The organism is Staphylococcus sp. FSL K6-0223, from assembly GCF_038008285.1.
Map to the genome: position 1 here is coordinate 581575 of NZ_JBBOYX010000001.1, position 25920 is coordinate 607494.

The following is a 25920-nucleotide window of genomic DNA, read 5'->3' on the forward strand; positions in this document are numbered from 1 at the left end:
ATATTGACAGTAAAACAGCATAAATATATAATTTTATTGATAATGATTATCACTTGATAATAATCATGTTGATAGAGATATAAAACTGCAATTTTAAAATTTAGATGTAGAGAATATACATTTTAAAATATTTAACATCAAAAGATAATCACTAAATTTTAATGAGGTGAATTTATTATGAAGAAATTACCAACTATTTTACTAACATCATCACTACTATTAACAGCTTGTGGTCATAATAATCACGATAATGCTAATGAGAAAACTTCAAAAAAATCTACAAATGAGAATAAAGTAGCATTACAGAAAGCAGCTAAAGAATATAGAAAATATACAAATGAACAGTTAGATCAGTTTTTAAAAGGAACTGAAGAATTTGTATCTGCAATAAAAGCAGATGATATTGAAAAAGCAAAATTTTTGTATCCTAAAGTACGCATGTATTATGAACGTTCTGAACCCGTAGCTGAAGCATTTGGCGATTTAGATCCTAAAATCGATGCCCGCCTAGCTGATATGAAAGAAGAGAAAAAAGAAGATAAGTGGACAGGGTATCATAAAATTGAAAAATCTCTTTATCAAGAAAATAAAATAGATGAAATGACTAAGAAGGATGCTGATCAATTACTAAAAGATGCTAAAGAATTAGATGCTAAAATAGATACATTAGATATTACACCTAAGTTAATGCTACAAGGATCAGTGGATTTATTAAATGAAGTATCTACATCAAAAATTACTGGAGAAGAAGAGATATACTCTCACACCGATTTATATGATTTTAAAGCAAATATCGAAGGTGCTCAAAAAATTTATGAATTATTTAAATCTGAATTAGAAAAGAAAGACAAAAAATTGAGTTCTACAATTATGGATAATTTTAATAAAGTGAATCAATTACTTAATAAATATAAAAATAATAATGGTTATAAAGATTATAGTGCAATAACTAAAGAAGATAGAAAAGCGTTATCAGATGCAGTTAACTCACTAGGAGAACCATTAAGTAAAATGGCTGTGATTACAGAATGAGTAATATAAATCATAAAAATCACCCTCAAATGACTAGACGTTCATTTTTAAAGTTACTAGGTATAGGAAGTGCTGGTGCTGTTATTGGAGCAAGTAGTGTAGGCAGTATCTTTTCGTTTAAATCGATGTTTGATACTCCTGAAAGTGAAGAAAACGATTCATATGAATTTTATGGACATATTCAAGCTGGTATTACTACACCAACTCAAAAAAATTGTAATTTCATTGCATTAGATTTAAAGTCCAAAGATCAAACATTAATTAAAGATATGTTTAAAAAATGGACTCAAATGTCTGTTAGTATGACTGACGGTGCTATTATTGGAAAAAATAGTAACAATACACTATTACCACCTGTAGATACTGGTGAATCAATAGGATTAGATGCTAGTAAACTCACTTTAACATATGGCGTGAGTAAGTCTTTTTTGAAAAAAATAGGATTATCATCTAAAATTCCATTTGATTTTAGAGATATACCTCATTTTCCTAATGATCAATTAGATGAAGAGTATAGTGATGGAGATATTATGATTCAAGCATGTTCAAATGATCCTCAAGTTACTTTTCATGCTATACATAACTTAATACGACCTTTTAGAGACATCATTAAAATTCGTTGGTCACAACATGGTTTTATTTCTGCTAAAAAAAATGAAACACCGAGAAATTTAATGGCATTTAAAGATGGTACAGTTAATCCACGAAAAAATAACGATTTGAAAAAATATGTATTTATTGATAATGGATGGGCAGAAAATGGAACGTATTGCATTATAAGACGAATCCAAATACATATTGAGACATGGGATCGTACCGCACTAGAAGAGCAAGAAGCAACATTTGGTCGTAAACGTTCTACAGGTGCACCTCTAACAGGTAAGAAAGAATTCGATAATATTGATTTAAATGCTAAAAATAATAAGGGCAAGTATGTTATCGATGAGAATGCGCATACACGTTTAGCTCGTGAAGTAAAAACTTCTATTAAACGTAGAGCATATAATTATAATGATGGTACAAATGCTAAAACAGGTGACTTAGATACTGGACTCATGTTTATTTGTTTCCAAAAATCTATTCAACAGTTTATCGATATTCAAAATAATTTAGGACACAATGATAAATTAAATGAATATATCACACATCGAGGTTCTGCATCATTTCTTGTATTACCAGGGATACAAAAGGGAGGTTATATCGGTGAAACACTCTTTAATTAGGATATCGATAATTACTCTCTTAATCATTATTACACGTCTGTTTTCATTGACTTCAGTTAGTGTTGCAAATGATAGTCAATTAAATGATGCGTATGTAGCTATCTCTGATGCGAAATCGACGTTAGAGCACAAACAATTAAATTATAACGAAAAACAAAACGTGTTGAATGAAGTAAAACATAAAATAATGTCTTTAAATATTAAAGAAAATAAAAAAGGAAAAGATGTTAAATCGAAACTTCATATGCTTGATCAAGCAACGACTACAAATAAACAAATCGACTCGTTATCAGAGTTAACAAAATCTCTCATCGTTTACGAAAGCTCAGTATCGACTGATGATATTAATAAAGATATTAAAAATTTAAAAAAACAAATTGACACAAAAGATAATATAATTCAAGAAGCTATAAAAAATAAAGATAGATCAAAATTACAGTCTATTAATAATATGTTAAATCAAACTTGGAAAAATCATGAAACGGCCATTAGAAATTATGATGAGAATAAATATGGACAAATAGAAGTGTACTTGATGCAATTGCGTGTAGCTATTCAAAAAGAACCATTAGACATAAAAAAAGTAGATAATGCTTGGAAGACATTTAAAACAAGTATTGATACTGTTGATAAAAAGCAATCAAATACCGAAACAAAGCAATATAAAGTTACCCAACTTAATATTGAATTAGAGAAAGCAATCAAAGGTATTGAGAGTCATCAGTTAAAACAATCAGATGAGGCACTGACTAAATTTATACAAATATGGCCTTATGTTGAAGGCAAAATTCAAACTAAAAACAGTAGTTTATATACAAAAATTGAAGATAAAATTCCATATTATCAAAGTATTTTAGATAATAGTAATAAGGATCGCATTAAAGAAAGTTTAATAAAAATAAATTCTGAAATTAAAGATAATGTAAGTGAAGAAGCGTATTCATCCATAGATGTAATGATTATCTTTTTACGTGAAGGATTAGAAGTATTATTAATCATATTGACATTAACAACTATGACAAGAAATGTTAGAGACACTAAAGGGACAACAAGTGTCATTGGTGGCGCTATATTAGGTTTGATTTTAAGTCTCGCATTAGCACTTATCTTTATTCAAGTACTAGGAAATAATGGATTATTACGTGAAGGTATGGAAGCAGCACTGGGAATAATAGCAGTTGTTTTAATGTATATTGTGGGTATATGGATGCATAGACGTTCAAGTGCTAAGCGATGGAATGATATGATTCAACAAATGTATCACCATGCAATAAGTAATAGAAACTTAGCATTATTAGGTACAATTGGATTAATATCCGTTTTGAGAGAAGGCGTTGAAGTCATTATCTTTTATATGGGAATGATGGGAAGTATAAAAACTTTAGATTTTGTTATAGGAATTATACTAGCCATTGTTATATTAATCATATTTACATTGTTATTCAAAACAGTTATACGATTGATACCTATATATCTCATTTTTAGAGTACTTTCTATTTTAATATTTATTATGGCATTTAAAATGTTAGGAATTAGTATTCAAAAATTACAATTACTTGGAATGATAACACAACATAGTATTGAACATATTCCAACACTTAATATCATTGGTTTTTATCCAAGTATTGAAGCGATGGGTGCACAATTAATTTATATACTATTAATTGCTTATTTTACTTTAAAACATACTAAACCAAAGCATCATATCTAAGTTAAAATAAAGTCTCAAATGAGTGGATTAATTCACTCGTTTGAGACTTTTGCATTTGATTCGAATTCATTAATGTCGAGTAGTTATTTTAGTTAAAAGAATGCTTATTTCAAATAAAATAATGAGTGGTAAAGTTAAAAATAGATTCAAAGTGATATCGGGTGGTGCAAGAATACTAGCAATAATGAAACAAGTAAAATAAATATATTTGCGATATTGGTGTAATTGTTTAATATCTATAACATCCATTTTAACTAGTCCCATACAAACCACAGGCAATTGAAAGACGACACCAAATATAAATAACCACCTTATTAATTCATGTAAATAAGCATTAAAACCAATCACCGGTTGAATATACATTGTTTTCGATAATGTTAATGAAAATTTTATAATTAACGGAAATCCGATAGTATAGGCGAAACCGACACCAATGATAAATAACGCAGTACATAATAAACTATATTTATAAATAAAAAGACGTTCACGTCGATGAAGCCCTGGTGATATAAATGCCCATAATTGATAGAAAATAATAGGAAGAACTAAGCATAAAGTTACAAAACTAATGATTAGTATATAGATTTGAATCATTTCAGTGAATGAAAAAGTATGTAAAACAACTTGAGTGCGTTTAATATGATAAACAAAAGTTGTGATCCACCATTTAGATGATATGTATACTAACGGCAAAGAAATTAAAAATGAAATAAGTATATTAGTTAAACGTCGTCTTAATTCTTCAAAATGTGCGAGTAAGGTCGAACTAGTTTGATTTGTCTCGCTGTTGTTTAGAATGTTTACTGGGTGTTTCCTCTACCTCATCTGAATCAATATGTTCAGCTGCAGACTTAAATTCTCTTAAAGTACTGCCAATCGCTTTACCAAATTGTGGCAATTTTTTAGGACCAAAAATAATTAATGCAACAATACTAATAATGACTAAACTGGTAGGTCCAGCAATACCTAATATAAATAACTCATGAAACATCTTAAACACCTCACTTTAATATAGTCTATCTTTACTTTATACTTATTGATAATTATTATCAATATATATTTTAATTTATAATAAAATAATTTAATATAGTGTTTAAAATGTGTTTGATAAGGAATAAGGTATTATCTAGTTTTGTGAAAAAATAAGTACAATAAAAGAGGGGAAATATGAAAGAAGAAATTGAAGAAATTAAACAAGATAATGTAAGTGAGTTAAGAAAAATTGCAGAAAAAACATTTTATGATACTTTTAAAGGTAGTTATACTGATGAAAACTTTAAAAAATTTTTTGAAGAAAACTATAATGAAACGAAGTTATTATCAGAAATCGAACATCATCAATCATTTCACTATTTCTATAAGGTCGATGATGAGATTGCTGGTTATTTAAAATTAAATATTAATGAAACACAAACTGAACCAAAAGGTAATCAATATTTAGAAATTCAGCGCATTTATTTTGATAAGGATTACCAAGGTGGAGGGAGAGGAAGTCAATTTATTCAATTAGCGATTGATAAAGCAAGGGAGTATAATAAATCAAAAATATGGTTAGGTGTTTGGGAAAATAATCCTTCTGCCATTAGCTTTTATAAAAAGCAAGGCTTTGAAATTACAGGACAACATGATTTTATTAATGGTAATGTAATAGACACGGATTTAATTATGGAAAAAGAAATTTAAAATAACACAATAAAGCACTAAGCGTACAGAAAAGTTCTGTACGCTTAGTGCTTTATTATTTATCTAAAATATCTCTCATAAGTTGAGTTAATTTTTTTAGAGATTGATTATTACGATTTATAAGTGCATGTTGATGAATGGTAGGAATCCTATCATGAATTAAATGATTTAGTAACAATTCTTCGTCTGTGTACCAAACTTTTGCTAGACTATTCAGCACATCAATATAGACGCCACGTTCTTCTTTATATTCTTCGTGGTTAGGAGTATATAAACAAACTTTTTTATCAATAGTTAGGGCATCAAAAATGATAGAAGAATAATCAGTAAGTACAATGTCTGATACTAAGATTAAGTCTTGTGTTTCGATATCCATAGGAGCCTCAATGACACCTTCTGGAATAGCATCATCACCTTCAATATGCCCCTTATATATCACATAGTATTTTTCTAGTAACTCTGGTGTCATCGTTAAAGGCGTAAATGATTCTGTATTTTTATGCCATGTTGGCGCATATAATAAAACAGGTTTTGTATGATTGAGTTTTAATTTTTCACGTATTTTTCTTTGCTGATTTTGATTATCTTTATAGTTTAGTAAATAACTTACTCTTGGATAACCAAAAGGAAGAAATTGAACCGTTTCATTAGGAAAAGCAGTCTCAAATAAACCTTCTGAAGCTTTTGAATCTAATAAGACATATGATTGGTGTTTCCATTTATTATATTTTCTTGCTCTGTAATTATAAATAGTTTGATTTTGATAAGGTTCTTTACTATCTAAAAATAATTCTTTAATAGGTGTACCATGCCATAATTGAATGACTGTACCATTAGGTTGGTAAGCTTCAGGCATATAACTTTCAATGACTACAATTTTTGCAGTTTCAATAAGTTCTTTATTATGTTCTGCATCAATGGGAAGGAAATACGGTCCACGTCTATCGTCAGTAATGTAATAAGCTTCTGTTGTTGGATTTCGTTTTACAAAATAATTAAAAAGGTATTTAGAGTTACCTCTATAGCCATAATCGAATCCTAAAAATACGACATGATTTTTCAATTTGGATGTATCTTTAGTATAGATATAACTTAATTTTTTATGATTTTGAATAGCACGTTGATGAATTTTATTGTACATCCATTTAGGTAATTTAAATTTTGTTGTTACAAGCCAGCTATCAGCAAAACGAAGAGTTTCGTCAGCTAATGGATGCTTATATTTAGGAAATGGAATCGAATGGCCGTGGATATAAGCTAATTTATTTAAATCAAAGTGATTGGCAATTTTAATTTCTCGTGTATCTAATGAATTCCAAAATGAACTAGATGTCTGTAATTCTTCAATAAAATCAAAAACAACATGTCCATCTATATCGATCTCATTTTTTAAAATAGTGATGACTGCTAGATCCATAATAGATTGAATTTGATATTTTGAAAGGTAAATCAGCGCAGTATCAATATTATAAATGATATTTGGATAATGATTAATATTATTCATCCAAGCGAGAAAACTTAATTTATCATTCCCAAAATAACGACAATCATTAAGGTAAACACCATGGATTGTGTAATCAACCGCAATAGAATGTTCACCTAATGGGACAGCATTAAGCATGTCTTGATTAATTTTTATTTCGTTAGAATAGGGGATAAAATGTGAATACCCTGCAGATTTAGCTTTATTAAGTTGTATATCTAGATGTGCCATATTAGATATATTTATTTGTTTAATCATTATGCATTATCCTTTAACTCCTAAATTTCATATTTTTATTTTACCATGCACTTTTAAAAAATTCATATTTACATGAATGATCATATAAAATCATATATTAATGAAAATTCAAATAGATTTTACTACTATTGTTGACATAAATTATTTTTACAGTATTGTCAATTGTGATAAGAAATGTTATATTATTTTTGTGAAAATATTCACAAAAATAAAAAGTGTAATATTCTAATTTTAACTTGAATACAATATGTTAATTTTTGTGAATACCTGTTAAAATTAGAAAAGTGAATTTTTAGTTGTTTAGCTAGATAATTCATCAATATAATAAAATATTAAGGAAAGAAGCGTTTAAACTATGTTAGTACATTCTTTTAACCCTTTTGGTAACTTAGTGTTATCTAGTTTGATTGCAGCGATTCCAATCATTTTATTCTTGTTATGTTTAACAGTGTTTAAAATGAAAGGTATTTATGCAGCAATTACTACTTTAGTAGTGACTTTACTTATCGCTATCCCATTCTTTAAATTACCAGGTGGTATTGCGACAGGCGGTGTAATCGAAGGATTCTATCAAGGTATTATTCCCATTGGTTATATTGTTATCATGGCCGTTTTATTATATAAAACGACTCAAGAATCAGGTCAATTTAGTACAATTCAAGATAGTATCATGAGTATCTCTCAAGACCAACGTATTCAATTACTATTAATTGGTTTTGCGTTTAATGGTTTCTTAGAAGGTGCTGCTGGTTTTGGTGTGCCAATTGCAATCTGTGCATTATTACTTGCTCAATTAGGTTTCAAACCTTTACAAGCAGCAATGTTATGTTTAATTGCTAATGCGGCTTCAGGTGCATTTGGTGCAATCGGTATTCCAGTAGGTATTGTGAATACACTTCATTTACCAGGTCACGTACAAGCTATGGCTGTTTCTCAAACATCTACTTTAACTTTGGCAATTATTAACTTTATTATTCCATTCTTATTAATCTTTATTATCGATGGATTTAAAGGTATTAAAGAAACATTACCTCAAATTTTGGTAGCATCAATTACGTTTACTGTATTACAAGGTTTAATTACAGTATTTGTTGGACCAGAATTAGCTGATATTATCCCACCATTAGTAACAATGGGAGTTTTAGCAGTATTTTCTAAAAAAGTTCAACCGAAAAATATCTTTAGAATTCAAAAAGATGTTAAACCAGAAGCGGTTAAACCGCATAGTGGTAAAGAAATTCTATACGCATGGAGTCCATTCATTATCTTAACTGTTATTGTTATGATTTGGAGTGCAACATTCTTCAAAAACTTATTTGCACCAAATGGTCCTTTATCAGCATTAGTATTTAATTTCAATTTACCAGGCACATACAGTGATGTTACACACAAACCAATTATGTTAACTTTTAACTTTATTGGTCAAACTGGTACTGCCATTTTACTAACAATTATTATTACAGTATTAATGTCTAAAAAAGTTAGCTTTGGTGATGCAGGTCGTTTATTTGTCGAAGCATTTAAAGAATTATGGTTACCAATTGTAACAATTTGCTTCATCTTAGCAATTTCTAAAATCACAACTTATGGCGGTTTAAGTGCAGCTATGGGTCAAGGTATTGCAAAAGCAGGTGGCGTCTTCCCAATCTTATCTCCAGTATTAGGTTGGATCGGTGTGTTTATGACAGGATCAGTTGTAAACAACAACTCATTATTTGCACCAATCCAAGCTTCTGTAGCACAACAAATTGGTACAAGTGCACCATTACTTGTTGCAGCTAATACTGTTGGTGGGGTTGCAGCTAAATTGATTTCACCACAATCTATTGCGATTGCAACAGCAGCTGTAAAACAAGTAGGTAAAGAATCAGAATTACTTAAAATGACTCTGAAATACAGTATAGGATTACTTATCTTTATCTGTATTTGGACATTTATCTTATCTATATTTATGTAGATATCATTAAAAGGATTGCAATTCGGAGAATTCCGATTGCAATCCTTTTTTATTTGAAAATAGAATAAAAATAATCGTAAATTTTATCTGGAGAATAATGTTCAAGAGTTCGATGACTCGATTTAATCATGTTTTCTGAATGCTCTTTCTTTTGAATAGCAAGATCAATATATTTTGCTAATGATTGTGCATTCGCATAGTCTGCTAAATAACCATTTTTATTATGTTGAATCAGTTGTGAAGGTCCAAGTGTATCTTTAAAACTAATAACAATATTGTCTTGAGCCATTGCTTCTAATATGACCATTCCAAATCCTTCATTTCGTGAAGGAACGACAGTCATTCGACTTTGCGCTAATTTTTCATTAAGGTGTTGAGTAGCTGGATGTATAGTTATTAAGTCATTAAGGTGGTGATGATTAATAGTTTCTTGTAAATGTTGATGTTCTTGACCTTCACCATAAATCTCAATTTTATATTTTTTCTGTCTAAGCGTATCTTTAATGAGTTGGACACTTTCGATTAAAATATCATAACCTTTTTCATATTCTAGACGTCCGGCACTTAAAATAATATTTTTTTTAGGTAGATTTAATTTTTTAGTTCGAATAATATTAGGGACGACATATACAGGCGTTTTAATGAATGATTCATAATGGTCTTTATCCGTATGAGTTAAAGTGGTTAGTGCGTCTAGATGTTGATAAGCATCTAATATTTCTTGTCGATATGCTTTGGGATAGGCATTTAAATTCATATGCTCCATACCTATTGTCATTGCATGTCCATGATAATATTTAGAAATAAATATATTAAAACTTGCTCTTGTACCTATGAGTACATCGGTATCTATATCATTAATTGCGCGTATCAATTTATGTTCAATATACTTCGAGAATTGATTTAAACCAGGCTCATGTTTTGAAAGGTAGATAGGCTTTAATAAAGGAGTGTATTTATTAAGCCGATTCATGAAGATAGAAATCACATTTTGTGGTTTTAGTCTATAATCAACTAAGTGTTTTATTTTAATAGAAGAATTAAGTTTGAAGTAAGGCTTATCTTTAGCTCTAAAAACAGAGATAATTTCAACGTTATGACCTTTGTCCGCTAAGGTATTTGCTAATTCAGTAATTGCTTTAACTGTGCCACCTAAGGCGTATATATTATGCATTAAAAAAGTAAATGATTTCATGATTGTACCTCGTTATTAATAATATTATAAAAATTATAGCATGTAATAAACCAACTGTATAAATGTTGTAAGCTTTATAATAAAATTAAAATATTTTTGAAAATAGAGATAAAATAATGTGATAATTCGTGTAAATACTTTTTTCAAAGAGAAATTATGTATATAATTACTATAGTAATTAAAATTTTATTTACGCTTTTAACGTCAAATTAATATTTATTTTTTTATCGATAAAAGAAAGCGTTTTAAATTAAAAATGGTCGTGTTTATTTCGACTGAAGATGTGATTATAAAAGGGGGACTGGGTTGTTATGAGTATAGAACATAGCAAAACAGATGTCATCTTAATCGGTGGCGGAATAATGAGCGCAACATTAGGAACATTACTAAAAGATTTATCTCCAGAAAAAGAAATTAAAATTTTCGAAAAATTGGAACAATCAGGTGAGGAGAGTTCTAATGTATGGAATAATGCTGGAACAGGACATTCAGCTCTATGTGAATTGAATTATACAAAAGAAAATAAAGATGGCAGTATTGATGTAACAAAAGCAATTAAAATTAATGAACAGTTCCAAGTATCTAAACAATTTTGGGCTTATCTAGTCAGAACTGGTCAACTAGAACATCCAGGTAATTTTATTCAATCTGTGCCACATATGAGCTTTGTTAAAGGTATTTTAAACGTAGACTTTTTGAAAAAACGTGTAAAAGCTTTAAAAGAAAATATTTTATTTCAAAAAATGGAAATCACAGAAGATCGAGATAAAATTGTTGAATGGGTGCCGTTAATGGTAGAAGGTAGAACATCACCCGTTCCTATTGCATTATCTCGGGATGAAACTGGTACAGATGTAAACTTTGGAGCACTCACTAAAAAATTAATTTCTAATTTAAAAGAACATAAAGTAGATGTTACGTATCATCAAGAAGTTCAAAATATTGAAAGATTAAATAATGGTTATTGGAAAGTGACTGTCAAAGATTTGAAGTCTAATACAATTCACACGTTTGAATCTGAGTTTGTGTTCATTGGTGCTGGAGGAGCAAGTCTTCCACTTCTACAAAAAACTGGAATTAAGCAGTCTAAACATGTAGGTGGTTTCCCAGTAAGTGGTCTTTTCTTACGTTGTAAAAACGAAGACGTTATTGAACGTCACTATGCAAAAGTATATGGTAAAGCAGATGTTGGAGCACCGCCGATGTCTGTACCACATTTAGATACACGATTTGTAAATGGAGAACGCTCTCTATTATTTGGACCGTTTGCAGGTTTCTCACCTAAATTTTTGAAAACAGGATCAAATTTAGATTTAATTCGCTCTGTTAAACCGAATAATATTGTGACGATGTTAACAGCAGGAGTTAAAGAGTTCAATTTAACTAAATACTTAGTTTCTCAATTAATGCTTAGTCATAAAGATCGAATGAATGATTTAAGAATCTTTTTACCGAATGCTAGAGACGAAGATTGGGAAGTTGTTATTGCTGGACAACGTGTTCAAGTGATTAAAGATACAGAAGATAGTAAAGGGAACTTACAATTTGGTACAGAGGTCATTACTTCTGATGATGGATCACTTGCAGCATTATTAGGTGCTTCTCCAGGAGCTTCAACAGCTGTCGACATCATGTTAGATGTATTAAAACGCTGTTACAAAAATGAATTTGATGCTTGGATTCCAAAAATTAAAGAGATGATTCCATCGTATGGACTTAAACTTAATGAGCATGAAGAAGTTTATAACGCAGTAAATAAAGAAGTAAGAAAATATTTAAATGTGAAATAATCAAAAAAACAGGTAGTGTCCTTTTTAACACTGCCTGTTTTTGTCTAATAAGTTAAAATAGGGTATGTGGAAATAGAATTTTAAATGTCGTGCCACTTTCAGAATTACTAGATACACATATTTTACCGTGATGTAAATCAATGATGGACTTAGTAATTGCTAGTCCTAAACCATTACTATTATCACTAGCATTGAGTTTATAAAAACGATCAAATAGATGTGGTATCGCTTGTTTAGAAATAGTTTGTCCTTCATTTGTTACCGCAAAAATAATATGATTATTTTCTTGATTCAAAGTAATATCGATAATGCCATTTATATCTGAATATTTAATAGCATTTTGAATTAGATTCGAAAATGCTTGATGTAAAAGGCGACGATTTCCCTGGAAATATATGTTATGCATATCAGATAATAACATCAATGATTTATCATCAATCGTGTATTGTTCATGTCGAATGATATCAGTAATAAGTGAAGATAATTCTAATTTATCGTCAACAGATAAGTGATTCGCATTATCTAATTCAGATAGTAATAGTAGTTCTTTTATTAAGTTACTAAGACGTGTAATTTCTAAATGAATATCATTGATTAAACTATGACGTTCATCTTCTGAATGCGCAGATTGTAATTCAGTTAATAGTCTTTCAATATGTGTAAGAGGTGTTTTAATTTCATGTGAAACATTTTGAACAAAATGCTGACGCATGTCATCTAATTGTTTTAATGACTGACGCATGGTATCAAAGCGAAACTGTAAAGTTCCAATTTCATCATGACGTGTACGAGAAATGGGTGTTTCAAAATTCCCATTCATTAATTGTTCTGTCGCCATTTTTAACTTTTTAATAGGTTTAATGATCGAGTATGTTGAAGCAATAACAAGCGAAATAGATATCAGCAATAAGAAAATAAGTAATACAAATAAAAATATTCTAAACTCGCCGAATGTTTTACCTATATCTGGCCGCATAAATACTGCTATAGGTTCATGGTCTTCATAAAATCTTATGCCCACCGTGTTATCTGTTTCGTTATCAAAGAAACCTGTCACAAATAATTCAAAAGGTTTGTTTTTTATACCGTGATAATCATGACCACGCATAACTTGGTTAATAGATGATGAGGACAGTGTATCTTTTCTAAAAGGTTCACCATAAAATGTTTTTTGTCCTTGTTTATCGACGGTAACGATTTGATAATTCATTTGTCCTAAATGTTGAAAATAAGACTTTACGTATTTTGAAGGAAGTTGATGTTCGTATGTACGAGCTTCTTTTAACGTACGCATAATTTTAGTGTCATTATTTTCTTTGAGATTGAAATGATAATATATATTTGCAATGAAAAAACTAACTAATGCACTAAAAATAATCACAGTAATAGTATAAATCGCAATGCGACTATATAATGTTTTAAACATCTTTATTCACCTTGTATCCCTGTCCCCTTACTGTTTGAATTTCAATAGTTGCTTCTAATTTTTTTAAGCGTGCTCTTAAACGCTTAATATGAACATCTACTGTTCTTTCATCGCCTGCATAATCGAAACCCCAAATTTTTTCAATAATAGACTCTCTTGTGAAAATTTGTCTTGGATGAGTACACAATAAAAATAGAAGTTGGAATTCTTTAGTAGGAAGATTCATTTTTTTAGATTCTACACTTACCTCCATAAATTCATCATTTAAACTAACATTTCCTATTTCAATCTTATTTTGTATATTAATTTGATAACGACGCAAAACGGCACGAATTCTAAATAATAATTCTTTAATTTCAAATGGTTTAGTTACATAGTCATCTGTGCCACTGACAAATGCGCGTTCTTTATCACTTAATGCATCTCGTGCTGTAAGCATAATAACTGGTAATTGATAGCGATCTTTTAATAATTGACATAATTCAAATCCATCCATACCTGTCATCATAATATCTACAACTGCGATATCCACAAGATGATGATTAAGATATTTTAAAGCTTGTTCTCCACTCGAATGTGTCACTGTTTTTATATGATCCGCTTCTAAATGTTTAGAAACATAATGCAAGAGTTTTGGATCATCATCTACAATTAAACATTTTATCATTTACTTTTCGCTCCTTTTCTTGTTATTATACGAATCTTTAAAATCTAAGACAATTTTCTTTGTTGTTCATATTCAGTTCATATTTACTCTCTATACTGTTTAATAAAGATAAATAGGGAGGAAAAAAGAAATGAATTTAGCTTGGAAAGAAATAAAATTTTATAAATTTCGATATATATTAATTATGCTAATCATCTTTTTACTAGGGAGTATGGTATTGTTTATTAATGGTTTAGCTCAAGGTTTAGCGAGAGAAAATGTGTCATTTTTAAACAATCAAAATGCACAAACATATATTATTGAAAAAATGAAAGAACCTAAAATTGAAAAATCACAACTTGATTCAAATCAACAAAATAAGATAGAAGATATTATAAATCAACAAGCAACACATCTTGGACCTCAAACATTAAAATTAAAACAACAAGATCAAGATATTCTTACTTTCTCTACCTCTAAAGAAGGTCGTCCCTCTTTAAAAGAAGGTCGATATCCTAATCACTCACATGAAGTTGCAATAAATGATAAATTAACAGGACAAGATGTAAAAAAAGGGGATACGATTAAGTTTAAAGGTCATAAAGAAGATTATAAAGTAAGTGGTATTATTGAAGATACAATGTATTCTCATAGCTCAATGGTTATGATGAATCATTCAGATTTTAAAGCACTTAATAAAAATTATTCTACATTCTATCCAGTTAAAGAATTAAGTAAAAAAGATAAAAATAGAATAAATGATATTTCTAATGTAACAACTGTTAATGAAAAAACATTGACTGATAACATTGCAAGTTACCAAGCAGAACAAATGCCATTGAATTTAATGATAATTAGTTTGTTCGTGATTACAGCAATTGTATTAAGTGCATTCTTTTATGTTATGACCATCCAAAAAATCTCACAAATAGGTATATTAAAAGCAGTAGGAATTAAAACGAGACATTTATTAAGCTCATTAATTATAGAGATTATTTTAACTACTATGGTGGGTGTTATTTTAGCCACAATACTTATTTTAATATTAAGTTTAATTATGCCAGTGACTATGCCATTTTATTTAGGTTACGGTACAATTTTATTAATGATTGTTATTTTTCTTATTGTAGGATGTATCGGTGCCTTACTATCATTTATCAAAGTATTAAAAGTGGATCCAATTGATGCTATTGGAGGTATGGAATAATGACATTAAAACTCGAACATATTAGTAAAACATTTGGAGAAGGTTTAGCGAAGACAAACGTATTAAAGGATATTAATTTAGAAGTTCAACCAGGAGAGTTTATTATTTTAAATGGTGCATCAGGTTCAGGTAAATCGACACTATTAAATATATTAGGTGGGTTGTTGACACCTACTGATGGTAAGATATTATATGAAGGTCATGATTTGTATTCAAATTATAAAAATAGTACAGAATTAAGACTTAATGATATTGGTTTTATTTTTCAAGCATCACACCTTGTTCCTTATCTAACTGTTGAAGAGCAACTCACTGTTATTGCTAAGGAAGCGGGAGTAAATAAAAAAGAAGCTGCTTCAAATGCTAAATATTTATTAACAGAAATTGGTCTCAAAGATCGTTTGAATGCATTTCCACATATGTTATCAGGAGGAGAAAAGCAGCGTGTAGCAATTATGCGTGCCTTTACAAATAATCCTAAAATCATTCTTGCTGATGAACCAACAGCAAGCTTAGATGCAAGTCGTGCTACGAAAGTAGTAGAGATGATTAGGGAACGTATAAAATCTGAACAGATGGTAGGTATTATGATTACACATGACGAGCGATTATTTGACTATGCTGATCGCGTCGTAAAATTAGAAGACGGCAAAATACTTAATTAAAAAGTGAGTAGTATGAATATGATGGAAAAGTCTGGGTCATATAAGAAAATGATCCAGACTTTTTGTATATTAAAGTAATATCCAAATTGATACTATAAATAGTCCAACTAAATACAAAGTCAAAAGTAATTTATATTGATACATAAGTGCAAGGAAATCGCGTAAAAGCGCTTTATCTAGAAAATGATAAGGCGTTGAACTTCCTAATCCTATTATGTTTATATTTAACTTTTGTGCAAGACGTAAGGCTCTTAAAATATGAAACTGACTCGTCACACATAAAATATTAGGGACATTTTCAAACGATGTATTAATGAAAGATTTAGAATATAAAAAGTTCTCATATGTACTGCTTGATTGTGATTCCATCAATATTGAAGAAGATGACACGCCACATTTCATGAGATAATTCTTCATTGCTAAAGCCTCTGAAATTGGTTCGTCAGGACCTTGACCACCACTTACCAATATGTTGCAATTATGCGACTGTACTTTATAGATTTTTAAAGCTCTATCCAGTCTAGAGGCTAGCATAGGAGTGACTGTTTCAGTGAATATACCTGCGCCAAGTATAAGAATCACATCATATTGTTTATGGGTTTTAGCACGTCCAAATGCAGAAGAAAAAATTAAATATATAATGAAAGTGTAACAAGCACTAAATAAAATTAAAGCAATCCATAAAAACATGCCATTTAAAATAGATAATGGTATTGTACTAAGATATATAAATATACCAATAAATAAGACACCATTTATTAATCTACGAAACATTTTGTTTAAGAAACGGGTTCCTTTTTTTATTTTAAATAGATGAGAATGTTTGACAAGCAAACCGATGGTAGAAATGATAATTAATATAAACAATCCAGTTGGTAGAGTCATGGTCATTATATTAATGAGATTAATGGTGAAACATAATATCACGCTTGTAATAAAAAAAGAAAGGGAGATAAAATGTCTTATATTAAACAAAACACTTAGGATAATAATTAAAACAATAAATAATAAAATGATTGCTAGCATATTTAATAACCTCATATCTATTTATATATTTAAATGTAATGAAAGGGTCACAATTTAGCAACTATTATATTTTTCTATTTGTTTTCAACGTGGAAAATTATTGATATTATTTAACAGAGTATAAAAATTAACTACATAATATATGAAATTATTTAAGTAAGGAGATTTGTAATGAATAGAATCTCAAAAAATCATATTGAATTTATGAAACATTTCATAGACGATACAAATACATTAACGTCTAAACTTTTAAAAGATCAACAAGTAAAATATGGTGTTTCTACTGAGCAATCGAATGTACTACGATTACTTAGTCATCATCAAGCTTTATCTATAACAGAAATTACTGAAAAACAAGGGGTTAATAAAGCGGCAGTAAGTCGTCGTATAAAAAAATTAATAGAAAGTGACTTTGTTGCATTACAGAAGCCTAACGATAAAATAGATCAACGTTTAAAGTATATTGTCTTAACAGAGAAAGGGCACCAATATACGGAAGAAAATAACGAAATTATAAGTCAAATTGTGAATGATATGGTTAAAGACTTATCTAGTAGTGATATAGAAAAAGCTCTGAGTGTGCTTTATATTATAGATGAACGTGTGAAGCAGTTTAATGCTAAGGTAAAATAAACGTTAATCGGAAGTTATCTCCACAAGAAAAAAGGGTTATAATATTTGTGTGAAAAATATAAATGACATTGCATCTTATGAGAGGAAGTTGATGAGAAAATGAAACAATGTCCTTATTGTGGACAAGAATTAAATAAAAGTGATAAGCAATGTTCTAATTGTGGAAATATGATACCAAAAGAAAAAAATAAAGCAACATCGTCCTCTCAATCAGAACAATCTAATTTAAAATTTAAAAAGTTTATTCCGTGGGTCATTATAGCTTTCATTGTTGTTTTAATTGGTATTGTTTTCATACTATTAAGAAATTTCAATTCCCCCGAAGCTCAAACTAAAATTCTTGTAAACGCGATTGATAACAATGACGCTCAAAAAGTAGCGACATTAATTAGTACTAAAGATGTTCCTGTAGATGATGAAGAAGCAAGTGTTTATATTCAATATATTAAAGATGAAGTTGGAATGATGAAATTTATTCACGATGTCAAACACACAACAGATAAATTAAATAAAAGTAATCATGATTCTGCCTATATACAAACAAAAACAGATAAAAATGTATTAAAAATTAGTAAAAATGGAACGCGTTTTTTAATCTTTAATAACATGAGTTATAGACCACCTACAAAAACGGTTATTGTTAAGCCGAAAATAGATACAAAATATAAATTTAAAGCTGGTGGAAAACGTAGAGTCATTCATGCAAAGGCGAATCAAGCAACTTCTATTGGCAAATACATTCCAGGTGTTTATGCTATCGATGCTGAAAAAGACACGGAATATGGTCATTTTACAGGTCAAATGAAATTTGATTTTAGATATGCTAAAGGAAATACTGTGGATGTTAATGAGAACTTTAACGAAGCTGCACTTAAAGTTAAATTAAAGGGTAAAAGTGACTTAGATAAAAACACATTAAAAGTAACTATTAATGATAAAGAAATGAAATATGATGCATCAAAAATATATGGTCCATATCCTCAAAATAAAGACATTAGTGTTTCAGCTACAGGTATGGTTAAAGACAAAACATTTACGTCTACAAGTAAAACAATAAAAGCAAAAGATTTAGGAAACATTAATAGTGCCATACTGGACTTTGATGAAGATAAAATTTCTGATTATGTTTCAAAGAAAACTGAAGAAGAAAGTATACTTAGAGTTACGTTAGAACCATTTTTTAATCAATATGCTTATGCTCTAAATAATGCTATTAATCAACAAAATTTTGATATAATAAGTCCATTTCTAAAAAATAAGTCTGATGCATATATAGATATAAAAAATCATTTAAGTGATTCAAAGCATTTTGAGTTCTCACAGTTGTTAAGTGCAACTCAAAGTGGAGATATTATTAAAGCTAAAGTACAACAAATTAATCAACGCGGAGAAATAGAATATGTCACTTATGAAATAGAAGAAAATAAAGATAATGGAATATTACAAATTATAAACATTAAATAGATACTAAGGAGAATATTTAAATGGAACAAAGACATAACCAAGATAAGCATTCCTTGTTATTTATTATTATTCTAGGTATGTTGACTGCTATAGGACCTTTAGCGATTGATATGTTCTTACCCGGTTTACCTGAATTGAAAAATGATTTCAACACTACGACAGCTCATGCTCAATTAACACTATCGTTTTTTATGATTGGTCTTGGAATTGGTAATTTATTTGTAGGACCGATTTCCGATAGTTTGGGGCGTAAAAAACCTTTAATTATCGTTATGACCATTTTTACTCTTGCAAGTCTCGGAATCATATTTGTTCATAACATATGGCTTATGATTATCTTAAGACTTTTACAAGGTATTACTGGGGGAGGCGCGGCAGTTATTTCAAGAGCCATTGCAAGTGATTTATATAAAGGTAATGAATTAACTAAATTCCTATCTTTATTAATGCTAGTTAATGGTGTTGCTCCGGTTATTGCGCCTGCGCTTGGAGGTATCATTTTAAGTGTAGCAGTTTGGAGAGTCATATTTGTTATATTAACTATCTTCGGTATATTAATGGTAATGGGGAGTCTAACAAAAATACCAGAATCGTTAAGTTTAGAGTATAGAGATAGCAGTGGTATCAAAGTGATATTTCAGAATTTTAAAAGCTTATTAGGTACACCACGATTTGTGCTACCCATGCTCATACAAGGTGTTTCATTTATTTTATTATTTAGTTATATTTCTGCTTCACCGTTTTTAGTTCAAAAAATTTATGGTGTCTCTCCACTGCATTTTAGTTGGATGTTTGCTGGAATAGGAATAACATTAATCGTCTCTAGTCAATTAACAGGAAAATTAGTAGATTATATTCATACGCAAACACTTTTAAGGTTATTGACATGTATCCAAATTATTGGTGTATGTATTGTTTCGTTAACGCTCATCCAACATGGATCATTCATTTTTTTAGTGATTGGTTTTATAACATTAGTAGCTCCAGTTACAGGTGTAGCTACTTTAGGGTTTTCTATTGCGATGGAGGAAAGTACCACTGGTAATGGTAGTGCTTCAAGTTTATTAGGACTTGTACAATTTTTATTTGGAGGTATTGTTACACCTTTGGTAAATGTAAAAGGAGAATATAACAGTATGCCTTATCTAACAATCATTATTAGTGCAATTGTAATCCTTGTTATTTTACACCTTATTAATTTTAAAGTGTTTAAAACAAAAAGATAAATAAAAAGGAGCAAAACAGAGTTTAATTTGATTCTGTCTTGCTCCCTTCTTTATTATCTCTGTAACTTAATTGTATTGGATAATAAAGAATTTGCTACTTCTTTAGGACTTTCTTGGCAACCGCTTCTTAGCCAATAAAGAATTACTCCAATTTGACCGCTAATGGTATAAGAAATAAAAAGTCCTCTATTTTGAATTAAGGTTTCATTTTCAACTAAAATCTTATCGTAATATTTCTTTGTAATATCTAAGTAGTCCATAACTAAACTTCTATTTGGATTTGAGATAAAAATAGCGTGAAAAAAAGATTTCTTTCTATATATATATTTAAGAATAATATGAAAGAACTTAAATACTTTTTCAGGCTCTTTTTTTATATTGTGAAAATTATTAGAAAGTGTTTTTAATAATTTTTCATACTTATTTAGATGGTAACTTTGGATTGTAGACAATAAGTCATATTTATCCTGAAAATTATCATAAAATGTTGAACGATTAATTTTACTTTGTGCACATATCATTTTAATTGAAATTTGTTCGAAGGGATAATCTTCTAGCAAATCGATCATACTTATTATAATTTTATATTTCGCTTTTAATTTCATGCATGTCACCTAAATTTAAAAAATAACCGACAATTTTTTAAGTTTTGTTGGTGTTTTTTTTACTGATATGTCTTTATAATATATAAAGTGATTTTTAAAAGCAAATAGGAGGAAAGTTCAATGAAGAAAATGGTGTTAATCAATATCATTACTATCGTTGCTTTAGTTATTATCGGAGTAGTTGGATTTTATTTCTATCATAATGCAACTAGCTATGTAACAACTGATAACGCTAAAGTTGACGGTAATCAAATTAAAATTGCGAGTCCAGCATCTGGACAAATTAAATCTTTTGACGCAAAACAAGGTGATCAATTGAAAAAAGGTGACACAGTGGCAGAAGTAACTGCTCAAGGTCAAGATGGTCAAACTCAAGATCAAAAAATTAAAATGCCACAAGATGGTACAATTGCTAAAACTGATGGAATGGAAGGTTCTATCGCTCAAGCAGGTTCACCAATTGCTTATGCATATAATTTAGATGATTTATACATTACAGCTAATATCGATGAAAATGATTTAAGTAGCATTGAAAAAGGCGATAAAGTTGATGTAACAATCGACGGTCAAGATTCTAAAATCGATGGTAAAATTAAAGAAATCGGAAAAGCAACTGCAAATAGTTTCTCATTAATGCCATCATCAAACAGTGACGGTAACTATACTAAAGTTTCACAAGTGATTCCTGTGAAAATTTCTTTAGATTCACAACCATCTAAAAATGTTGTTCCTGGAATGAACGCTGAAGTTAAAATTCATAAAGACTAAGGAGGTCATAAAATGACAGTGACCTTCATTATTGGATATATCGTTGCAGCGGTCATTTTAGTTGGTTTAATTAATTTATTCGTGTTGAAATCACGTCATAAATCTAAATTAAATCAATCAAAGGGACAACAAGTAAATGAAGAATCTAAGAGTCAAAATAATCCATCTAAATTTAAAATGAGTGACTTAGAACAAAATAACGATGCAAAGAATGCATCCTCTTCTCAAATCAGTGAAGAGAAAAAACGTTACTTTAATAATGATCAATCTCATTATAAGGAAGATAACGATATCAATAATGATAAAAGAAAAAATCATTTTGAAGAAGAACAAGAGCAACAAGATTCATCTTCAGAACAAATTCATCCTGAGCAAAAACAAACGTCACATTCCTTACACTACTCAGATGATGAACAACGCAATACGCATTCTGAAGATACAGTAAATCATAATGATAGAGATGTTAATAATCAACATCTTTCCAAAGATTCTATTTATGAACCTATTAATCCTGATTCACAAGAAGGACGTGTGAACGAACGTATAAAAAATCAAAACCAAGATTTTGTTTTCGGTAAAGGGATTACAAGAGGTAAAATTTTAGCTGCTATGTTGTTTGGTATGTTTATCGCAATTTTAAACCAAACATTACTTAATGTAGCTTTACCTAGAATTAATACAGAATTCAATATTTCTGCTTCAACTGGTCAATGGTTGATGACAGGATTCATGTTAGTAAACGGTATTTTAATACCAATAAGTGCGTTCTTATTTAATAAATATTCATATCGTAAGCTATTTTTAATAGCGCTTGCATTATTTACACTTGGCTCATTAGTTTGTGGTATTTCAACTAACTTCCCAATTATGATGGGAGGACGTGTTTTACAAGCGATTGGCGCAGGTATATTAATGCCATTAGGATCTAATGTAATTGTTATCATTTTCCCACCTGAAAAACGTGGTGTGGCAATGGGAACAATGGGTATCGCAATGATTCTTGCTCCAGCGATTGGGCCAACATTATCTGGTTACATCGTCCAAAATTATCATTGGAATGTTATGTTTTATATGATGTTTATCTTAGGACTACTTGCTTTCTTATTTGGATTAGCATGGTTCAAAATTTATCAAAAAACAATCAATCCTAAAGCAGATTATCGTGGTATCGTATATAGTACAATTGGATTTGGTGCTTTATTATATGGCTTTAGTGAAGCTGGTAATAAAGGATGGGGTTCAACTGAAATCATTATAATGTTTATCATTGGTGTTGTGTTCATCATCTTATTTGTTATTCGTGAATTAACAATGAAAGCACCAATGCTTAATTTAGAAGTGCTAAAATCACCAACATACACACTTACTACTGTTATAAACATGGTAGTAATGATGAGTTTATTCGGAGGTATGATTTTATTACCATTATATCTTCAAAATTTACGTGGTTTCTCAGCATTAGATTCTGGTTTACTATTATTACCAGGATCATTATTAATGGGGGTATTAGGACCTGTTGCTGGTAAATTACTTGATACTATTGGTCTTAAACCACTTGCTTTATTCGGTATTGCAGTGATGACTTATGGAACGTATGAATTAACAAAATTGAATATGGATACTTCTTATCTTCATATTATGAGTATTTATGTAATACGTTCGCTAGGTATGGCGTTTGTTATGATGCCGTTAATGACTGCAGCTATCAATGCTTTACCACCTCGCTTAATTTCTCATGGTAATGCGTTCTTAAATACGATGAGACAATTAGCTGGTTCAATTGGTACTGCGATTCTTGTTACTGTAATGACAACTCAATCTACAAATCATCTTAATGCATTTGCAACTGAATTAGATAAAACTAATCCAGTCATTCAAGATCATGTACGTGAAATGGCCGCACAATATGGAGGTCAACAAGGTGCATTACAAGTTATCTTGACTTATGTAAATAAATTAGCCTCAATCGAAGGTATCAATGATGCATTTTGGATTGCTACAGCATTAAGTGCCTTAGCATTCATTTTAAGTTTATTCTTAAAAGGAAAAAAAGGTGCTGAAGCTGAACATAACAGATTGATGAGTAAAGAAAGTAATAAATTTTAATAAATAAAAAAGGTATTGGACATATAAAACGTTCAATACCTTTTTATTTTATTAAATATAGAATGAGATGAGATGTCTATTTGATTCTAGGATGACGATTTCTAAAGAAAAAGCTTATAAATAATAATGCTAAACTACTTGAAAGTAAGATCAATGCATTGTGAATAGCATCTGCTTCAGTAATAATTTGATTTGGTGCTAAATCTAAGAAAAAATGATGCAAGTTCTGAGATACTTGGTTTCCTACCATTTGAATTGTATAACTAAAGGAAAAAGCAATCATTAACACAACAGCGATAACGATGAAATTAATCACTTTTAAAATCGTTCTATTAAATACAATGGTTAAAATTGAAATAATCATGCTAAGAATACATAAAACGAAAAATATATTAAAGGCTAGAATAAATTTATCTATGATACCTTGTAAGTTAGCGACTTCACTAATATTAATATTGAGCGGTCCAATCTGAGTAGTTGTATTTTGAAAGTTTTTAATCTCAGAGAAATCAATCGCTTGATTTGCAAGAACAAAATTTAGAATAGGCTGTTTATACATGCTATAACAAGTAATCCCTACAAGTATAAGAATGATGATATGTATAATTAAACTTATCCACGAATTTTTCTTTTTACCATAATAAGCTTGTTGGTTAACACGGACATATGGGGGGCGATTTGTTTGATATCTATTAGGATTTTGATTTTGCATTATTATTACTCCTTTGCCGTCATTCATTTGTTTTCTATAGTTGACTCATTTATACTGAATTTAATATGCAATAGGCAATTATATGAACTAGATTGCTCATTTTTAATCATATAAATAGTATTATATCGTTTTTTTAAGCTTTCTGTAATAAAGTTTGATTAATTTTATAAATTTATAAGGTAGGTAAAAATTTTATGAAAACACGCATGGTAAATAGAATTGTTAATAAATATTTACTACATAATCGCTCAATTCAGTTTAAGAGTGAAGACGAGTTTAACTCGTTTATGGAGCGTAGAAAAGATATTAATAGAGCGAAACATAAGCAACCTCCAACTTTAAATGTGAAAGCAAATCTTGATAAATTATCTTTAGGAGATATGCAAGTGTTTAGATTTAATTTTCGTCACGAAACTAAAAAGAAAATTTTGTATATTCATGGTGGGTATAACACGTTACAACCTTCTCCATTCCATTGGAGATTAATGGATAAACTTGCACTCAACACTTTATATGAGGTCGTTTTACCGATATATCCTAAAGCACCAGAGTTTCATCTTAAAGATACATTTAAAGCAATTAATAATGTATATGAATCGTTATTAAGTGAAGTTAATAATGAAAACATTGTTATTATGGGTGATGGAACTGGTGGAGCACTTGCACTTAGTTATGTACAACAATTAGTAGAAAATGACAAACCTTTACCATACAAAATATGTTTAATTTCTCCGATGCTTGATGCAACAATGACAAATCCTCAAATTACTGAATATTTGGTTGAAAAAGATCGCTTTGTTAATATTCAAGGGCTTCAAAACATAATGAATGTGTGGAGTGATAAAGAACCATTATCAAATTCTTTAATTTCGCCGATATATGGAATAAAACAAGGATTGCCACCAATTATAATGTTTGGTGGTGGTAAGGAAATTTATTATCCAGATATGCAACGTTTGGCATATGAATTGGAAACGCATCATCAATCTATACAATTTTTTGAGTATCCAAAAATGTTTCATGACTTTGCGTTATTCCCAATTCATGAATCTCATAAGGTGATTAAACAAATTAATAAGGCAATTCATGAATAATGATAAGGAC

23 protein-coding genes are annotated in these 25920 nt (G+C 29.5%); 14 read left to right on the top strand and 9 right to left on the bottom strand.

Annotated features, from left to right (window positions below; all coding sequences use genetic code 11):
* Nucleotides 1-177: 177 nt before the first annotated feature.
* The 3 genes from efeO to MHI13_RS02710 are packed head-to-tail and all read left to right on the top strand — an operon-like array spanning nt 178 to nt 3966.
* The gene (efeO, locus tag MHI13_RS02700; RefSeq protein ID WP_048680382.1) at nt 178-1032 is read left to right on the top strand and encodes an iron uptake system protein EfeO; all 855 of its coding nucleotides are present in this window, start codon (nt 178-180) and stop codon (nt 1030-1032) included.
* Nucleotides 1029-2255, top strand: a complete 1227-nt coding sequence (gene efeB / locus MHI13_RS02705; protein WP_061544266.1) for an iron uptake transporter deferrochelatase/peroxidase subunit — start codon at nt 1029-1031, stop codon at nt 2253-2255. The genes efeO and efeB overlap by 4 nt, the downstream gene beginning before the upstream one ends.
* Complete coding sequence (locus MHI13_RS02710; protein WP_048680379.1) at nt 2236-3966, top strand: FTR1 family protein; 1731 nt, start codon at nt 2236-2238, stop codon at nt 3964-3966. Before efeB ends, MHI13_RS02710 begins: the two co-directional genes overlap by 20 nt.
* A 69-nt stretch (nt 3967-4035) precedes the next feature.
* On the opposite strand, the gene tatC is transcribed toward MHI13_RS02710, so the two are convergent.
* Nucleotides 4036-4764: a twin-arginine translocase subunit TatC gene (gene tatC, locus MHI13_RS02715; RefSeq protein ID WP_071560781.1), complete on the bottom strand. Its 729-nt coding sequence runs from the start codon at nt 4762-4764 to the stop codon at nt 4036-4038.
* Entirely contained in the window at nt 4733-4957 is a 225-nt protein-coding gene (locus MHI13_RS02720; protein WP_017174935.1) for a twin-arginine translocase TatA/TatE family subunit, read from the bottom strand. The genes tatC and MHI13_RS02720 overlap by 32 nt, the downstream gene beginning before the upstream one ends.
* A 176-nt stretch (nt 4958-5133) precedes the next feature.
* Between MHI13_RS02720 and MHI13_RS02725 the strand changes: the two genes are divergently transcribed.
* A complete protein-coding gene (locus tag MHI13_RS02725; protein ID WP_048680377.1) occupies nt 5134-5649 on the top strand; it encodes a GNAT family N-acetyltransferase in 516 nt (171 codons plus the stop codon).
* 55 nt (nt 5650-5704) lie between these two features.
* Here the strand turns inward: MHI13_RS02725 and MHI13_RS02730 are convergent, their stop codons facing one another.
* Nucleotides 5705-7390 carry a CDP-glycerol glycerophosphotransferase family protein gene (locus MHI13_RS02730; RefSeq protein ID WP_048680374.1) on the bottom strand — a complete coding sequence of 562 codons (1686 nt, stop codon included), beginning with the start codon at nt 7388-7390 and terminating at the stop codon, nt 5705-5707.
* Between the two features lie 355 nt (nt 7391-7745).
* Here MHI13_RS02730 and MHI13_RS02735 point away from each other — a divergent pair, with 355 nt between their 5' ends.
* Nucleotides 7746-9347: an L-lactate permease gene (locus MHI13_RS02735; RefSeq protein ID WP_048680371.1), complete on the top strand. Its 1602-nt coding sequence runs from the start codon at nt 7746-7748 to the stop codon at nt 9345-9347.
* A 49-nt stretch (nt 9348-9396) separates the two neighbouring features.
* Here MHI13_RS02735 and MHI13_RS02740 read toward each other — a convergent pair whose 3' ends face one another.
* The gene (locus MHI13_RS02740) at nt 9397-10542 is read right to left on the bottom strand and encodes a glycosyltransferase family 4 protein (protein WP_070547998.1); all 1146 of its coding nucleotides are present in this window, start codon (nt 10540-10542) and stop codon (nt 9397-9399) included.
* A 311-nt stretch (nt 10543-10853) separates the two neighbouring features.
* On the opposite strand from MHI13_RS02740, the gene mqo reads away from it, so the two are divergent.
* A complete protein-coding gene (gene mqo / locus MHI13_RS02745) occupies nt 10854-12332 on the top strand; it encodes a malate dehydrogenase (quinone) (protein ID WP_070547996.1) in 1479 nt (492 codons plus the stop codon).
* 52 nt (nt 12333-12384) lie between these two features.
* On the opposite strand, the gene MHI13_RS02750 is transcribed toward mqo, so the two are convergent.
* Nucleotides 12385-13758: a sensor histidine kinase gene (locus tag MHI13_RS02750; protein WP_049415270.1), complete on the bottom strand. Its 1374-nt coding sequence runs from the start codon at nt 13756-13758 to the stop codon at nt 12385-12387.
* Nucleotides 13751-14425 carry a response regulator transcription factor gene (locus MHI13_RS02755; protein WP_049415276.1) on the bottom strand — a complete coding sequence of 225 codons (675 nt, stop codon included), beginning with the start codon at nt 14423-14425 and terminating at the stop codon, nt 13751-13753. The genes MHI13_RS02750 and MHI13_RS02755 overlap by 8 nt, the downstream gene beginning before the upstream one ends.
* 130 nt (nt 14426-14555) lie before the next feature.
* Here MHI13_RS02755 and MHI13_RS02760 point away from each other — a divergent pair, with 130 nt between their 5' ends.
* Both MHI13_RS02760 and MHI13_RS02765 read left to right on the top strand, forming a co-directional pair.
* On the top strand, nt 14556-15611 hold the full coding sequence (locus MHI13_RS02760) for an ABC transporter permease (protein ID WP_019834776.1): 1056 nt from the start codon (nt 14556-14558) through the stop codon (nt 15609-15611).
* The gene (locus tag MHI13_RS02765) at nt 15611-16276 is read left to right on the top strand and encodes an ABC transporter ATP-binding protein (protein WP_017174927.1); all 666 of its coding nucleotides are present in this window, start codon (nt 15611-15613) and stop codon (nt 16274-16276) included. Before MHI13_RS02760 ends, MHI13_RS02765 begins: the two co-directional genes overlap by 1 nt.
* Before the next feature lie 69 nt (nt 16277-16345).
* Here MHI13_RS02765 and MHI13_RS02770 read toward each other — a convergent pair whose 3' ends face one another.
* A complete protein-coding gene (locus MHI13_RS02770) occupies nt 16346-17302 on the bottom strand; it encodes a YdcF family protein (protein ID WP_019834777.1) in 957 nt (318 codons plus the stop codon).
* 171 nt (nt 17303-17473) lie between these two features.
* Between MHI13_RS02770 and MHI13_RS02775 the strand changes: the two genes are divergently transcribed.
* The 3 genes from MHI13_RS02775 to MHI13_RS02785 all read left to right on the top strand — a co-directional run bounded on the left by MHI13_RS02775 (nt 17474) and on the right by MHI13_RS02785 (nt 20625).
* Nucleotides 17474-17935: a MarR family winged helix-turn-helix transcriptional regulator gene (locus tag MHI13_RS02775; protein WP_049415279.1), complete on the top strand. Its 462-nt coding sequence runs from the start codon at nt 17474-17476 to the stop codon at nt 17933-17935.
* A gap of 99 nt (nt 17936-18034) precedes the next feature.
* Entirely contained in the window at nt 18035-19399 is a 1365-nt protein-coding gene (locus tag MHI13_RS02780; protein ID WP_019834778.1) for a zinc ribbon domain-containing protein, read from the top strand.
* Between the two features lie 20 nt (nt 19400-19419).
* The gene (locus MHI13_RS02785) at nt 19420-20625 is read left to right on the top strand and encodes a multidrug effflux MFS transporter (RefSeq protein ID WP_017174923.1); all 1206 of its coding nucleotides are present in this window, start codon (nt 19420-19422) and stop codon (nt 20623-20625) included.
* A gap of 53 nt (nt 20626-20678) precedes the next feature.
* Here the strand turns inward: MHI13_RS02785 and MHI13_RS02790 are convergent, their stop codons facing one another.
* A complete protein-coding gene (locus tag MHI13_RS02790) occupies nt 20679-21230 on the bottom strand; it encodes a TetR/AcrR family transcriptional regulator C-terminal domain-containing protein (RefSeq protein WP_017174922.1) in 552 nt (183 codons plus the stop codon).
* Between the two features lie 120 nt (nt 21231-21350).
* Between MHI13_RS02790 and MHI13_RS02795 the strand changes: the two genes are divergently transcribed.
* Both MHI13_RS02795 and MHI13_RS02800 read left to right on the top strand, forming a co-directional pair.
* Nucleotides 21351-21998, top strand: a complete 648-nt coding sequence (locus MHI13_RS02795; RefSeq protein WP_048682185.1) for an HlyD family secretion protein — start codon at nt 21351-21353, stop codon at nt 21996-21998.
* Nucleotides 21999-22010: 12 nt separating this feature from the next.
* Entirely contained in the window at nt 22011-24104 is a 2094-nt protein-coding gene (locus MHI13_RS02800; RefSeq protein ID WP_340760998.1) for a DHA2 family efflux MFS transporter permease subunit, read from the top strand.
* A gap of 76 nt (nt 24105-24180) precedes the next feature.
* On the opposite strand, the gene MHI13_RS02805 is transcribed toward MHI13_RS02800, so the two are convergent.
* Entirely contained in the window at nt 24181-24816 is a 636-nt protein-coding gene (locus MHI13_RS02805) for a hypothetical protein (protein ID WP_017174919.1), read from the bottom strand.
* A 194-nt stretch (nt 24817-25010) separates the two neighbouring features.
* On the opposite strand from MHI13_RS02805, the gene MHI13_RS02810 reads away from it, so the two are divergent.
* Entirely contained in the window at nt 25011-25910 is a 900-nt protein-coding gene (locus MHI13_RS02810; RefSeq protein WP_048682300.1) for an alpha/beta hydrolase fold domain-containing protein, read from the top strand.
* Nucleotides 25911-25920 lie beyond the last annotated feature (10 nt).